The sequence below is a fragment of the Glaciecola sp. HTCC2999 genome (assembly GCF_000155775.1).
In the GTDB taxonomy this organism is placed as follows: Bacteria; Pseudomonadota; Gammaproteobacteria; order Enterobacterales; family Alteromonadaceae; genus Opacimonas.
Map to the genome: position 1 here is coordinate 431,096 of NZ_DS989810.1, position 14,968 is coordinate 446,063.

Here is a 14,968-nt window from a genome sequence, read left to right on the forward strand (position 1 = left end):
TCATTCGTATTCCATTTAAACACACCCCCTAAATGCCTAAAATCGATAACGCCCGGATAAAGCGAAGGTTTCCGAATCAGAGTATTTCATATAGGAGGCGCCAAGACTCCATTGGTCAAAGTCACGGCGCGCCCCTAGTTGATAATACTTTTGATCACTGCCCTCGCGCCATTTTTGTATCCCCGTGCCTGCAAACCCGACCACGGATTCAAAAAAGCGGTACTGTAACTGGGTATTCAAACTAATATAAGTAGTGTCGGTTTCTGCGTATTCCTCACCTCGTTCAAATTCAAACCCGATCGTGCCAAAACCTACTACATAATGGGCTGTTACACGTGCCGTTAACGGGTGAATATAACCGGTTTTGACATGCCATTGACTGACACTAAAATCGATATCAATCGCTTCATCACTGGCAATGAGTAGCTCTAGCTCAACAAAAGTACGTTCGGTGAGTGATTTATTGAGATGTAACTTGATCCCCGTCGCATTAAAAACATCATAATCAGCAAACTCACGCTGGACTAATGCCCCCTCAACAAAATCAGATCCCTGATCATTAGCCCATACCTGAGCAGATGACAAAAACAATGCGCCGCATACCAATAGCGTTTTCATAATATCCTTACATAATTAGTTAATTTATTAATCTAGATAATGTTAAAACGGGGTCAGTTAATGTTCATTAAATTAAATGTACGATTGCGCGAGCTTTTGTAACGAATTATTTCTAATAGACAATTTTCAAACCTTGGTTAAATGTGCAGTATAGGCAAAATTTCTGATATAATCTGACACTGATTAATCAGGTGAATATCCCATGCAAGCAACTATCAAAGCAGACCGCAGTCTCTTCTCTTATCCCAAATATTGGGCACATTGTTACGGGACAGCGCCATTCTTGCCGATGTCACGCGCAGAAATGGATGAACTTGGCTGGGATAGCTGCGATATTATTCTCGTCACTGGCGATGCTTATGTCGACCATCCAAGCTTTGGTATGGCGGTTATCGGACGCTTGTTAGAATCCCATGGCTTTCGTGTGGGGATCATTTCTCAACCAGATTGGCACTCTAAAGACGACTTCATGCAACTGGGCGAGCCTAACCTGTACTTTGGTGTGACTGCTGGTAACATGGATTCAATGATTAACCGCTACACTGCGGATAAAAAACTGCGTCATGATGATGCGTATACCGCCGGCAACATTGGTGGTAAGCGTCCAGATCGCGCTGTGACAGTGTATACCCAGCGCTGCAAAGAAGCGTTCAAACATATCCCGGTGATCATCGGCGGCATTGAAGCGAGTTTACGTCGCATCGGTCATTATGATTATTGGTCTGAAAAAATTCGCCGCTCCGTGTTATTTGACTCAAAAGCCGATTTATTGATGTTTGGTAATGCCGAACGTCCATTGATAGAAGTGACTCATCGCTTAGCCGCTGGTGAAAACATTAAAGACATCACTGATGTGCGCGGAACGGGGATCATTGTCAAAGAAGCCCTACCGGATTGGCAGGGAGTCGATTCCACGTCATTGGATAAAATTGGTAAAATAGAACCGATAATATCGCCCTATGTCATGCTCCCAGATTGTCCGACAGATGCTGACAAAGTCGATCCGGCCAAAGACGTCACCCAAACCGAACAAGTCATCACCATCCAACCCGATGCCAAACGTAAACCATGGGAAAAGGTGTATGTAAAATTACCGGCATATGAAACGGTCCGCGATAACAAAATGCTCTATGCGCATACTAGTCGGATATTTCACCAAGAAACGAATCCAGGTTGTGCGCGTGCATTAATGCAACGACATGGCGATCGACATATTTGGTTAAATCCGCCGGCGATGCCTTTAGAAACAGATGAAATGGATGCCGTCTTTGGTATGCCTTATCAACGCGTGCCTCACCCGGTATATGGCGATAACAAAATCCCTGCCTATGACATGATTAAGTTCAGCGTTAATATCATGCGTGGTTGTTTTGGTGGTTGTACCTTCTGTAGTATTACCGAGCACGAAGGCCGCATTATTCAAAGTCGTTCGGAAAAATCTATCTTACGCGAAATCGAAGAAATTCGTGATACGGTCCCAGGCTTTACCGGTGTTATCTCTGATTTAGGTGGCCCGACGGCCAATATGTATAAACTGCGATGTAAAAGTCCTAAGGCCGAAGCGACATGTCGTCGTCCATCATGTGTCTATCCGTCAATTTGTGCTCATATGGATACTGACCATACGCCGACGATTAATTTGTATCGTAAAGCACGTGACTTAAAAGGCATTAAGAAGATCTTAATTGCCTCAGGTGTGCGTTATGATTTGGCTGTAGAAGATCCAAATTACGTCAAAGAGCTCGCCAAACACCATGTCGGCGGGTACTTAAAAATCGCGCCGGAGCATACTGAAGATGGTCCTCTAACGAAAATGATGAAGCCGGGTATGGGCAGTTATTATCAGTTCAAAGAGCTGTTTGATAAGTTCTCCAAAGAAGCCGGTAAAGAACAGTACTTGATCCCCTACTTCATTGCCTCGCACCCTGGCACCAGTGATGAAGATATGTTGGAGCTGGCGATTTGGCTTAAAGAAAATAAGTTTAAACTCGACCAAGTCCAAAATTTCTATCCATCGCCTATGGCAACGGCAACGACCATGTATCACACCGAAGTGAACTCGTTACGCAAAGTCACCAAGGAATCGGAAGAAGTTATCAGTGCGAAGGGCGAGATCCAAAGACGACTTCACAAAGCGATGCTTAGATACCATGATCCGAAGAATTTTGCCCAAATTCGTAAAGCTCTAGAGAAAATGGGACGAGCCGATTTAATTGGTCGAGGACCTGAACACTTAGTACCACCAGAAACAGCGCAAGAACGTCAACAAAAAGCGAAGAAGCCTCACAAAGGCGAGCGCGCTATGACTAAGCACACCGGTTTTAAATACGGTAATAATAGTGGCGGAAAAACACAGCAACCCAACAAAAGATCGAAAAAGACAAAGACACACTCTGGTAATAAACAAAAACACGCTTCATCGCGACCGCAGTAATTGCTCGTGACCAATGAAATAAGCAAGATAAGTATTAGTTAGGAACATATTAAGCATGACACCACATGAACTCATTAAAAAGATCCAAACTGCACCTGAGAGTATTGCATTTGAAGATGTGATGTCAGTGATTAACGATCATTACGATTATACCCCTACTTCGTTTCGTAATGGTGATGTATCGAATGACGCTGGGACAAATGAAGGTTCATGTAAAATATTCGCTTTTGCGCAGTTGCATAAACTATCAAAAACTGCGACTTTGGCTTTATTCGGCCAGTTCTATCGAGAAGATGTGTTAGGTCATCCTGATGCAACAGATCATGGGAATATTCGTAACTTTATGACGCACGGTTGGCCAGGTATCGAGTTTCACCAACCCGCGTTAAGTGAAAAACAACCTACTGGACGGTTGACGACTCGTACTATCGCCATGCATGCCGATACCAATCCAGCTGGTGATATATTTGGAGGCTGGGTACTATCACAAATGGATATGGCAGCAGGTATTAGCGCAGGTCAACGTGCTCAAGGCCGTGTTGTTACCGTCGCGTTAGATGGTATGAGCTTTATAAAGCCTGTGCATGTTGGAGACATTTTAGGTGTCTATACTAATATTGTGCGCGTGGGTCGCAGCTCGATTGATGTGAAAGTGGAGTGTTGGGTACGCCGGGCGCGAATTGGCCAGCGCGAAAAGGTCACCGAGGCCATCTTTAAATTTGTAGCGCTAGATAGCGAAGGTAAATCAATGGCAGTTCCCGCGCTGGATGAACTGCCACATTATGTTGACAGTCAGTTATAACCTTAACTCACTTACCAATAATTTTATCAGCTAAATTAATGCCTAAGAATTGCGCGGCTTTACTTACGAATTTATTAGTTTGTAACCAACCGGTTTGTAGCTCTTGGGCATGCTCTTCTGCAACAATATTATCCCACTGCGCCAACACATTCTCTGGTGTTTGCTCTTCAGGGGATAAATAAATACCATCGGTTTCTTTGATCACCGCTTTGGCATACCCGCCTGACCCACAGGCTAAAATCGTGCGATTAGGGGCTTGTTCAGCGACTAAGGCTAGTAACCCTGCTGACACCGACTCAACCGTCATTAAATCTAACACGCGCTCATCTTCAATTAACGCTTCGGTCATTGCTGTACGCGCGGTTGGGGATAAACAGTTCACATAGATGTTGTCTTTGAGTCCTTCAATGCATAAGGTATTCATTAAGCCAACAACACCCATTTTAGCGGCTCCATAATTTGCTTGTCCAAAATTACCGTACAGTCCCGAGGAAGATGTTGTCATGACTATACGACCATACTGCTGAGTTCGCATGATTGGCCAAACGGCTTTAGAACAATTCGCAGAACCGAGTAAATGTACATCCAAAATCAAACCAAAATCATCCATCGGCATTTTAGTGAATGATTTGTCACGCAGTATACCGGCATTATTGACCAAGATATCGATCCGCCCCCATGCTGCCATCACATCACTTATCATGAGTTCGACTTCATCAAGCTTGGCGACATTCGCACCATTAGCCATGGCTTCACCACCCTCAGCCTCTATTTCAGCCACAACACTTAAAGCCCCAGCAGATAGCGTTCCATCGGCTTGAGCCAAATCGTTAACGACGACTTTTGCCCCACGTCGGGCTAACGCTAATGCATGTGAACGGCCTAAGCCTGCACCGGCTCCAGTAATGATAGCAACTTGATTATCGTAGCGAATGGTCATGGCGTTTCCTCAAATATTGTTATTATTGTGGCCAAAGCCTATCACTGTTTAAACTTTTTGTATGCTGACACGTATTAATGAATAATTATTACAATAGGTTATTATTATGCGCCAGTTCTTCGCTCCACTTATTCTAGGCTCAACAATACTACAAGGTCTTTTTATGTCAGTTTCTGCCAACGAAGCAAATCCACCAATCTATAAGGGCACTGAAACATTAGCGTATGAAGTCGTTCAGAAATTGGGTGAGGATATTGAGATCCGTGCCTATGCGCCGGCTGTGAAAGTCTCCGCTGTGGCCGATGGTGAAAATAACGCTTTTGGTCAATTATTTCGTTATATCTCAGGGGCTAACTCTGTCAATAAAGATATTGCGATGACATCGCCTGTAGAAACGAGCTCAGCATCAGCCAAAATCGCCATGACCACACCAGTGGAAATGACGATGAATAGCCAAAAGAATATGCAAATGAGTTTCTTTTTACCTTCTATGTATAATTATAACACTGCACCTAAACCCACCGGTCCTGGTGTTACTCTTACCGAAGTTCCTGCTAAGTTAGTTGGCGTCATTCGCTTTTCGGGTTTACGTGGCGAGAGTAAAGTCACTGAAAAAACGACACAATTACGTGAAAGTTTAGAAAACGCTAATTATCAAATCATCTCAGAGCCTGTCATGATGGGGTATGATGCGCCTTGGACGTTATGGTTCAAACGTCGCAATGAAGTGATGTTTGAAGTGGTGAGTCCTGCTTCATAAATGATTAGATATAGAGTGAGCTAACTCAACGCAAATAATGAGCACGCCATCAGAAATGTCCTATTGTTCAGCTAACTATTAAGACTAAAAGCTATCTAGAGTTCATTCTATTGAAGCTGTAGATTACATTCTTGTCTTTTTTTGAGAATCCCCTTAATCATGCCCCAACGCTATCAGTTTCTCATCCCATGGCTATTTCTCGTCGTGTGGAGCTCCGGCTATTCGATGGCAAAATTAGCATTAGAATATACTCTGCCTTTTAATTTACTAGCATATCGCTTTTTAGGCGCAGCGTTAGTAGTGACACCATTAGTGATTTTTATGCGTCTACCGCTACCAAACTGGTCACATGCTAAAAGCCTCATTGGTACAGGTATATTCCTACATCTGGGCCATTTTGGCACGATGTATGTCGGTATGAAACTCGGTGCAAGTGCCAATATCATGGCGTTATTTGCTGCCTCACAACCGGTATTGATCATTCTTACCGGTGCTTTATTAGCCAAACAAATGCCCTCATGGAAAATTTGGCTAGGGCTCATGATGGGATTAACTGGCGCGGCTTGGGTGATTGGTGTGGATATGCAAGGCGATACCGGTTATGTATTAGGTGCTATTCTTGGTTTTGTCGCAGTCGTAGGTATGTCTATTGGCCAAGTTATCGAAAAGCGTCGCAGCCTGCCACTTCATCCTTTGGTAGCCACCTGGGTACAGTATATTTTTGCAGCTATTATTAGTGTACCTTTGGCGTTAGTGACTGAAGGGATAGTGTTTGACCCTACTCCAGCGTTCTTTTTCTCAGTGGGTCATTTAATCGTCATGAATACCGTGGTCGGGATCTTATTGATGTTTGCAATGGTAAGAAGTGGTTCGATGTCTCAAGCAACGGCAATTATGTTTTTAGTCCCAGCAGTTGCAGCAATAATTGCGTGGCCAGTCGCGGGGGAAACAGTGCCATTAATTGCCGTTCCAGGGATGTTGTTAGCCATGGCTGGCGCGATTTGGACGAGAAAAGTCACTCAAAGTAAATAAATTACATCTTTTGGGTTGACACTATTAAGCAAACACCTATAATACCGCTCACTTGCTTAGGAACACATAGCTTTTTTAAACAAGTTAACATGACGAATTAGCCCTTAATTCAGTATGTTTAAGTAATAAAATGGACGCTTAGCTCAGTTGGGAGAGCATCGCCCTTACAAGGCGAGGGTCACTGGTTCAAGCCCAGTAGCGTCCACCACTTTTTCTCATATCAATCCTCTTTATTCATTTATATAAATATTTAAACCATATGGTTATGTATTTGAAGACAACTCACGCTTATCTTTGCTAGATATATCACACATTTTTTTCACCCATGATAAAGCATTAATATCTTCTAAAATTTTTTTCACAAAATTATAAAGTAAATTCCGCCATCGCCGATAAGTAAATGAAGCTAATAATAAGGACAAATAGTGGAATTTTCAAAATCGATAACAGACAACAAACTGACCATACATTTAACCGGTGATTTGGATGCTCAAGGGTGTGAAACTTTACGTGGTGAATTCGTCACTTTGGCAGAGAGCCCTAGTTTCGCTTTAGTTGATATTGACTTAGAACATGTAGATTTTATCGACTCCTCTGGCATTGGTTTAGTTGTCTTTCTATTTAAAAAACTACGTACCCAAGAAGTTGATTTATCCATCGTCAATATTCATTCTCAACCGCTAGAGTTGATTAAGTTGTTAAGAATTGAGTCTGTCATCACAGTAACCCCTTTAGCGTCTTCTCAAATTTAGTAGGGTCTTATGAAACAGTTTAAAATATTAAGTGTTGTCCTTACCGTGTTATTAAGTGGTTGTTCTGCTTTTCCCGATTATGGAAGAGGCGGTATGGCGGAACATCATATTGAACTGCTTGACCCTTTTTATACTGATGAGCCATTAGGTGAAGAGCATGGATTACGTTTTGAATTCGAATTAGTTCGTCAACAACTGGCAGTATTAGTATTGGAAGGTGCTGATTTATGCTTCCCTGCCACTGTGATAGAAGCCAAAAATTTCGAAGCACGGATAGCTCGTGAAATATATGGAGATATGCTGTTTGATGCAACTAACGATGTTATTGTCTTACGTCACCTACTCCATCGCTTAGAAAGACAATTAGATTATGCGCTGCAATATGAAACCTGCCAACTCCCCAAATTAGCACAACATAATGTAGAAATTGAGATCGATACGACAGCACAAGAAGAATCCGCACAAGAAGAAGTTGTCGAGACGATTATCAAAGAAGAAACGGTAATAAGTGAACCGGCTAGAAATCAAGAAGATGACTTCGCACAGATTCTGTTACTCCTTAATGCTGACAACCAATTCGCAACTAACTCAAGTGAAGTGAATTTAAAATACGTTGCACGTTTAGCCCAAGCAGTTCAAATTATTCAATATTATCCTCAGTTACAATTTCATGTGGTTGGCTCGACAGATGAACTGGGTAACACAGAAAACAATATGGCTTTAGGACAAGCACGAGCTGATGGTGTCGCAAGGTATTTGGAAGCATTTGGTATCAGTATGGACCGTATCAGCGTCATGACCAATGGTGAGGCTAATCCACTATTCCCAGGAGATGCACCCCACATACGTTTAACTAATCGACGCGTCAATATTACCCTTTCATTAAAAGATAACGACACTCCTGCTCAAGAGGATTTATGATTAAATCAAGTTTATGGCTGTTATGTTTATGCATGTTCATCAGTATATCAGTGAAGGCTGACACAACTGAGTATATCGTTCAGCCTGGTGATATGATCAAAGTAGAACTACCTGGTGAAGAAATTTTTGATGACGCCTTTTCGGTAGACCGTGATGGCGATATCTTAATTCAAGAAATAGGTAAAGTTAAAGTGGTTGGGATGTATGAATCTGAACTCACGGAAATGCTCAAAGAGAGATTAAAGGAAGTTTATCGAGATCTATCTGGACTACAAATAATTGTATCTAAAAAACAAATGATTATCGCTGTCAATGGCTATGTTTCATCGCCAGGGGAATATGTCCTTCCGGCTACGGCGAATATTCAAATGGCATTACAAAAAGCCGACGGCCTTCGTTCAGGGGCACAAATTAATAAGCTTAGATTAAAACGCAACGACGAAGAAATTGTGTTTGATTATAAGTCTTATTTAGATTCTGGTGATGCCAGTATCTTACCTAAATTGCAATCATTAGATGAACTCTTTGTTCCGGCTTCTCCGATCATCGGTAATGTAGAAATGGATTTTGACCCTGCGAAAATTCCTGATGCAGGTGATGCAGCACGCGATAGTTCGGCGATTAAAGTGTTTGGCGAAGTGATGAGTCCTGGTAGTTTTTCATTCCGAGAAGGTAAAAGTATCATCGACCTGCTCATGCGTGCTGGCGGGGTTACCCGCTATGCGGGTGTCGAACAAATTCGCATTATTGCTGATAGTGAACCACAGCTATTTAATCTCAAGCGTTATTTAGAAACAGGTGACAACACCCTCTTACCAAAAATTCAATCCGGTTCGACCGTCTTTGTACCTATTCGCGTAGAAGAAATTAAGGCCGGTGGTAATGTTGTTTACATTATGGGTGAGGTAAAAAAACCAGGCGCTTTTGAAGGTAAAGAAGAAGCCACTTTTATGGATATCTTAGCGAACGCCGGTGGCCCTACTCGCTATGCTGAATCGAGACAGATTCGTGTCATTAAAGCTAACGGTTCAGTTATTCCTTTCGATCTCACCGCCTTCACTGAAGGCGAGAATGTAATTCCACCCAGTATTGAAAACGGCGATGCCATTTTCATCCCTGAAAAAACAGATATCAATGAAAAATCTTGGTTAAAAGTCACACCCAATCGTGCGGTACGGGTCATTGGTGAAGTCGTCAAACCTGGTCGTTTTGAGTGGTCTGATGAAATGTCACTATTGGACCTGATTGCTCATACTGGGGGTCCTACATCGCGTGCTGATACATCGACTATCGAAGTCCTTTCGCCAACGCCTGAAGGTGATACGAAGATCACCGTATTTAATCTCGATACGTTTATTAAGAGCGGTAAAAGCGAATCTGAACTACCACAAATTTATGCCGGTGCCACCATTCGAGTTCATGATTTACCCGTCGACCCGACTGAAAATAAATCACAATGGGTCAGACAGTCATCAGAAAAATCAATCTACATTTTTGGCCAAGTCGGTGCACCCGGTCGATATAAGTTCGATGATGACATGCATTTTTTAGATATCCTCGCGGCAGCCGACGGCCCAACAGACAAAGCAGATTTGCACAATATTCGTGTTAGTCATCGTGATTTACCTTACGCTAAAGTGTCTAAACTCAATTTAGCCATGTACTTTGAAACCGGTGATGAAAATATCCTACCAGAAGTCAAAACAGGTGATTCAATTTATGTACCTGAAAAAGAGCGCCTATGGTTAGAACAATCAAAAGAGAGCACCATCCGTATCTTAGGTGCTATCAATAAGCCTGGGCGATATCGCTTCAGCGATGATATGACGATACTAGATTTAATCGCACAAGCCGCTGGTACAAAGGGCGATGCTTATATTGAGAAAATTACCATAGTCAATATATCTTGTTGTAAAGACCAAGCAACCACCTTTGATTTGTTAAATTTTAGTCAAACTGCAGATGTCAGCACATTACCTGTGTTAAGAGCTGGTGATACTGTGTATATTCCTTATCAAACCGCATCAGTCTATTACAAAATGCGTACTGGCTTATCAGATTTATTCCAAATCGCTTCTGTCGCTGCGCTGGTCGGGATTTTATAATGTCGTATATTACACAAAGTAATGAAATCGAAAATGTGTATGCTAAAATTACGGCCGATAAACTCCGTAGTATATCGATTACCTCATCAACCTCTGGTGAAGGCACTACATCCATGGTGTTGGCGTTGGCAAACCGTATGTTACTAGCCGGTCACAGTGTATTAATCGTGGATTTTAATACTTACACGCCGTTTTTTCATGATATTTTAGCACTACCTCAATCACAATCTTCCAGTCTTAGCCCTGCGTTAGTATCAGATAATAAAGACCGCTCAATTTTAAACGGAGTATGTTTACCTCAATCTAAGTCTCTCTTACTCAAACTTCGCAGACATGGTGAAATAGAAAATTATATTCAAAAATGGTTAGATGATTATGATTTTGTCATTTTTGATACAACGCCACATGATCGAGTTAATCAACATAATATTTCTGCTTCCAGAGTCGCCAGTGCATGTGATGCAGCGATACTGTTAGTGTTAAGCGGCAGTACCACTCATACCATGGTTAAAGAAACAATTAATGACCTAAAAGAAGCCGGCGCGAATATGCTCGGTTGTGTGATGAATGATAAGTTGAACCCAACGCTTCAAGATGAATTGATTCGAGAAACAGCTCGCTTACCCGCAATGTTCAATCCAATTAAGAGTAAAATCCTAACGTGGTTACATAAAAAATCATTTTTTAAAATGGAAGTGTAATGGAAACTATATTATTAAATATCAACATCTCTGCTGATAAAACATCACCAAAAACACTTCGTAAACAGCTCAATAAAGTCCTAACGTCTTTGGACGTTAACATTCAGACATCTAGAAAAGTGGAACTGGTCACAAGTGAAATTGTGACGAATATTGTCACGCATAATAATGACAATCACACTAACATTACATTGAAATTTGGAAAGTGTAAAAATGGATATTGGTTAGATATCTATGATAATGGTGCCGAATTTGATCCGCTCAGTGGTGACATACCAGAATTAAACGATGAATTTCTCTTATTTGAAAGTAGTCGAGGCTTATATCTCATTAGGTCTCAGTGTGATTTTATCGAATACGAATACCTTAATAAAATCAAAAACAATAGAATACATTGTGTTTGGTATGATGAGAATATTAACGCTGGCCCAACGATATTGATAATAGATGATAGTGAAATTGAACTGGCAATAGTCTCGAATTTATTATCCGATCAATTTTCTGTTTTACAAGCCTCAAATGGACTGGATGCAATCTCAATTCTTGATAGCCACAGTATCGACATCATCATTTCTGATCTACATATGCCGACCATCAATGGTGTGGATTTATATGTTTACTTACAAAAACACCTAGATAAGATCATTCCATTTATCTTTCTTACTTCTGATACTAATGAGATGACTGGCTTACGTGAAGATGCTTATAGAATTGGTGCTGATGACGTTCTGACAAAGCCGATAAGCCAGCAGATGCTAGTGAATGCTATAGAGCGGGCCTTAAAACGTAATAATCAAATTCAACGTCGTTTGAGTGACAGAATAGATAAAAATATCTCTGAGTCTTTACTACCTGATATTCCAGAGCGGATAAAAAAGTGGAATGTTGCAGTAGGTTATCGAAATACTGGCCAAGGCGGTGGTGATTTTCTTTTACATAATGCGGCGTTATATAATGATACCATCGCTTTGGTAGACATTATGGGCCATGATGAAAGTGCTAAGTTTTTCTCTTTCTCTTATGCTGGTTATTTACGTGGTTTGATGTTTAATAATGATTTATGTGAAAATCCCGAAAAGCTATTATCTGCACTGTCAGAAGTTGCATTAACGGACAAACTATTTTCATCCACTAACTTAACTTGCTGTGTATTAAATTTAAATCTAGATTCAGAAATTAAATATGCATCAGCAGGACACCCACCTGCGTTATTAATTAGCTCTACAGCAATCAAGCCCTTGACCGCAAATGGTATTTTACCTGGCATTGTCGCAGATACTGACTATATCAGTGAAACAGTCAAGCTTAAACAAGGCGAGCGATTGGCTATATATACAGATGGTTTATTTGATTCAGCTGATGATGCAGCAGGTCGAGATGCACTAAAAGAATTAATTGAAAATACATTAATGGCGACTGCGTCACTTGATGTTCAAACTGCATTAGATAAAACGCTCCATGCATTTGATCAGTTTACGTTTGAACGCCCCAAAGATGATGTAGTACTGTGTTTGATTGATATTTAATACTTCTTTAATAGGCTATTCATATACCAAAAACAGGGCTATTTGCCCTGTTTTTTATGTTCTGCTAATTCACTTTTTTCCATGGTACTTTACCCTGGTGCACGACATAATCTAACGCACCTAAAAAGCTATTCAAATGTCCCCTAAAAGCATATGACAGGAGTTTAAACACTTTATTATTAGTTTTGATTTCATACCTTAAATCAAAAAACATCACCCCATATAGCAAATTCTGTATGATAAATTCATACACGAACATTTGATGTGTTGCTAATAAGAAAGCGTTGGTTAAATAGATGACGATTAACAAAAATGGAATGGCTATACGTAAGCCTTTACCCGATAAAAATACAAATGCGACATATCGATGTTTCGGCATCATTAAAGCTTTTAAACGCAATACTTGCTGTATATTACCTGCTGATATACGCTTACGTCTTGCTCCATCCATTGAAGAATCAGTGGCTTCAAGCTCTAATGCATTGATTTGTGATAGTTGCTTGACCTGAAACCCTTTGGCGATAATTTGCATCGGAATAATAAAATCATCGTTAATGGTATCGGCATCAAGTGGCGTAAATAACTCGCGCCTAAATATATAAAAAGCGCCATGCGCGCCCAATGTCGAGCCAAGCAAAGATTCTTTTTGTTTAATCTGACTTTGATATTCCCAATATGACGAATCGACCGAGGTGCCTTTGTCATATATTTGATATTTACTATTAATTGCCCCTACTTGCGGCGCTTGTAATGCATGAGCAGCAAGTTTTAAGGCATCTATTGAAATAATCGCAGATACATCTGACATGGCCACAATATCGGTCGTCACTCGTGTCATCGCATCATTTATCACTGCGACTTTACCTCTATTCTCTTCGCAGTTAACCACTTGTATTTTTAAATCTGCACATTCAGGATTTTGTAAGTACTCAAGCGCTGCATCATAGGTATTATCAGTACATCCATCACACATGACCAGTACATGTAATTTATCTTTAGGATAATCGAGCATTGTGATATTGATCAGTTTGGCCCTGATCCACTTTTCCTCATTATAAGCAGGAATGACCATCGTTATTTCGGGTAATTGAGTCTCATCAATGATGGGCATTGAGGCACTATGATCTTCTAATTTCCCGTTAGTCATCACTGTTAATAACATCGGGTATAAAACATGATGATAGATAATTAAAAATATAGCAAAAACATGTATACCAATTAATATACTCATCATAATGTTATTCCTTTTGCATAATGTCCATAATACCTATCCATGGTTGTCATGAAGTTATTATGTTCACATACATGTTTTCGAGGTGACGAATCGACTTTATTCGACAGACTTTGTTGTACACCTTGCGCTAACAAATGACTGTCTTGAGGCAATACACTAATACCAGAAAGTGGACATAAGGTATCTTTACTACCACCCACATCTGTAAGAACTACAGGTATATCACACGCTTGAGCTTCCAATGAACTGAGTGGATACCCTTCTTTGAGAGAAGGTAAACAAAAACAATCTAATGCTTGATAGAATTGAGTGACATTTTCAATGTGCCCTAAGAAATGCACTCTTTGGGTTATATTCAATGCTTGTACTTGTTTTTGTAACTCGCGTAACAGGGAACCATTTCCCGCAATCGCAAGGTGATATTCACTTGGTAATAGTGATAACGCCTCAATTAAATAATGATGACCTTTTACCGTTTCTAGGCGCCCTGCACTGCCAACTAACTTCACCCCTTTAGGTAAACCTAAAGTTTGGCGCGCTTCATCTTGATTTCCTGGGACAAACGTTTGTAAATCAATCCCATTGACAATGACGTCATCAACAGGTCTATGTAGATATTGTTCAAATGCCTTAGAAACAGCGGTAGCATCAGCGATTACTATAGGTTTTAGTAGGGTTAATAATAGTTTTTGTAACCAGCGATGTTTCACAGAAGATAAATGCCACGCATCATGTTCTGTATGAATAATACGGCAATTGGCTTTTTTAGCAGCTAATCCTGCATATAACAAAGGTCCAATATGATGAGTATGCACAACATCAATGTCATTCTGATGAAAATAATCAGCTAAGCGATTAATAAGACTTATATCCACCCCTGCCGATTTTTGCATGCCTTTCCAAGGCACATTGATGGCACTTGCGCGTGACCAATTCGCCAAAATAGTTTCTGAATCACTGGTTAAACTCAACAAATGCATATTTAATTTATCTTCAAGACTGTTCACCATATTAACAGCCATTGTTTCAATACCACCTTGTGATAAGTGTTGTACCACATGCACAACATTAATCTTATCCTGTTCTTGGATAGCGTCATTTACGTCTTGATAATCACTGAGTGGTTGCGCTAACACGTCCATC

General features: G+C 40.7%; 13 protein-coding genes and 1 tRNA gene. 10 read left to right on the forward strand and 4 right to left on the reverse strand.

Features of this window, described 5'->3' with window-relative positions; translation table 11 throughout:
* Positions 1–36 precede the first annotated feature (36 nt).
* On the reverse strand, positions 37–618 hold the full coding sequence (locus tag G2999_RS01870) for a hypothetical protein (protein ID WP_010178166.1): 582 nt from the start codon (positions 616–618) through the stop codon (positions 37–39).
* Positions 619–820: 202 nt separating this feature from the next.
* Here G2999_RS01870 and G2999_RS01875 point away from each other — a divergent pair, with 202 nt between their 5' ends.
* A complete protein-coding gene (locus G2999_RS01875) occupies positions 821–3,052 on the forward strand; it encodes a YgiQ family radical SAM protein (RefSeq protein WP_010178168.1) in 2,232 nt (743 codons plus the stop codon).
* Positions 3,053–3,107: 55 nt separating this feature from the next.
* Positions 3,108–3,854, forward strand: coding sequence for a HopJ type III effector protein (locus G2999_RS13745; RefSeq protein WP_010178170.1), 747 nt, complete (start codon positions 3,108–3,110; stop codon positions 3,852–3,854).
* A gap of 7 nt (positions 3,855–3,861) precedes the next feature.
* Here the strand turns inward: G2999_RS13745 and G2999_RS01885 are convergent, their stop codons facing one another.
* Complete coding sequence (locus tag G2999_RS01885; protein ID WP_010178172.1) at positions 3,862–4,794, reverse strand: SDR family NAD(P)-dependent oxidoreductase; 933 nt, start codon at positions 4,792–4,794, stop codon at positions 3,862–3,864.
* 163 nt (positions 4,795–4,957) lie between these two features.
* On the opposite strand from G2999_RS01885, the gene G2999_RS01890 reads away from it, so the two are divergent.
* From G2999_RS01890 to G2999_RS01925, 8 genes are all read left to right on the forward strand, one after another.
* Positions 4,958–5,554, forward strand: coding sequence for a heme-binding protein (locus tag G2999_RS01890; RefSeq protein ID WP_010178173.1), 597 nt, complete (start codon positions 4,958–4,960; stop codon positions 5,552–5,554).
* 159 nt (positions 5,555–5,713) lie between these two features.
* Positions 5,714–6,586, forward strand: coding sequence for a DMT family transporter (locus tag G2999_RS01895; protein ID WP_083781645.1), 873 nt, complete (start codon positions 5,714–5,716; stop codon positions 6,584–6,586).
* Positions 6,587–6,718: 132 nt separating this feature from the next.
* Positions 6,719–6,794: transfer RNA gene (locus G2999_RS01900), tRNA-Val, on the forward strand.
* Between the two features lie 217 nt (positions 6,795–7,011).
* Entirely contained in the window at positions 7,012–7,338 is a 327-nt protein-coding gene (locus tag G2999_RS01905; protein WP_010178175.1) for an STAS domain-containing protein, read from the forward strand.
* Between the two features lie 9 nt (positions 7,339–7,347).
* A complete protein-coding gene (locus tag G2999_RS11590) occupies positions 7,348–8,259 on the forward strand; it encodes an OmpA family protein (RefSeq protein WP_010178176.1) in 912 nt (303 codons plus the stop codon).
* Positions 8,256–10,364, forward strand: a complete 2,109-nt coding sequence (locus G2999_RS01915; RefSeq protein WP_010178177.1) for an SLBB domain-containing protein — start codon at positions 8,256–8,258, stop codon at positions 10,362–10,364. The genes G2999_RS11590 and G2999_RS01915 overlap by 4 nt, the downstream gene beginning before the upstream one ends.
* Entirely contained in the window at positions 10,364–11,065 is a 702-nt protein-coding gene (locus tag G2999_RS11595) for a putative capsular polysaccharide biosynthesis protein (protein ID WP_010178178.1), read from the forward strand. The genes G2999_RS01915 and G2999_RS11595 overlap by 1 nt, the downstream gene beginning before the upstream one ends.
* Positions 11,065–12,591, forward strand: a complete 1,527-nt coding sequence (locus G2999_RS01925; protein ID WP_010178179.1) for a SpoIIE family protein phosphatase — start codon at positions 11,065–11,067, stop codon at positions 12,589–12,591. Before G2999_RS11595 ends, G2999_RS01925 begins: the two co-directional genes overlap by 1 nt.
* 64 nt (positions 12,592–12,655) lie before the next feature.
* Here the strand turns inward: G2999_RS01925 and G2999_RS01930 are convergent, their stop codons facing one another.
* A complete protein-coding gene (locus tag G2999_RS01930; RefSeq protein ID WP_010178180.1) occupies positions 12,656–13,825 on the reverse strand; it encodes a glycosyltransferase family 2 protein in 1,170 nt (389 codons plus the stop codon).
* Positions 13,822–14,967, reverse strand: coding sequence for a glycosyltransferase (locus G2999_RS01935; protein WP_010178182.1), 1,146 nt, complete (start codon positions 14,965–14,967; stop codon positions 13,822–13,824). Before G2999_RS01935 ends, G2999_RS01930 begins: the two co-directional genes overlap by 4 nt.
* Position 14,968: the final 1 nt, after the last annotated feature.

Coding starts and splice junctions, on each gene's coding strand:
- G2999_RS01890 (WP_010178173.1), top strand. CDS start 4,958: ATGTCAGTTTCTGCCAACGAAGCAAATCCACCAATCTATAAGGGCACT.
- G2999_RS01930 (WP_010178180.1), bottom strand. CDS start 13,825: ATGATGAGTATATTAATTGGTATACATGTTTTTGCTATATTTTTAATT.
- G2999_RS01925 (WP_010178179.1), top strand. CDS start 11,065: ATGGAAACTATATTATTAAATATCAACATCTCTGCTGATAAAACATCA.
- G2999_RS13745 (WP_010178170.1), top strand. CDS start 3,108: ATGACACCACATGAACTCATTAAAAAGATCCAAACTGCACCTGAGAGT.
- G2999_RS01875 (WP_010178168.1), top strand. CDS start 821: ATGCAAGCAACTATCAAAGCAGACCGCAGTCTCTTCTCTTATCCCAAA.
- G2999_RS01935 (WP_010178182.1), bottom strand. CDS start 14,967: ATGGACGTGTTAGCGCAACCACTCAGTGATTATCAAGACGTAAATGAC.
- G2999_RS11595 (WP_010178178.1), top strand. CDS start 10,364: ATGTCGTATATTACACAAAGTAATGAAATCGAAAATGTGTATGCTAAA.
- G2999_RS01885 (WP_010178172.1), bottom strand. CDS start 4,794: ATGACCATTCGCTACGATAATCAAGTTGCTATCATTACTGGAGCCGGT.
- G2999_RS01870 (WP_010178166.1), bottom strand. CDS start 618: ATGAAAACGCTATTGGTATGCGGCGCATTGTTTTTGTCATCTGCTCAG.
- G2999_RS01915 (WP_010178177.1), top strand. CDS start 8,256: ATGATTAAATCAAGTTTATGGCTGTTATGTTTATGCATGTTCATCAGT.
- G2999_RS11590 (WP_010178176.1), top strand. CDS start 7,348: ATGAAACAGTTTAAAATATTAAGTGTTGTCCTTACCGTGTTATTAAGT.
- G2999_RS01895 (WP_083781645.1), top strand. CDS start 5,714: ATGCCCCAACGCTATCAGTTTCTCATCCCATGGCTATTTCTCGTCGTG.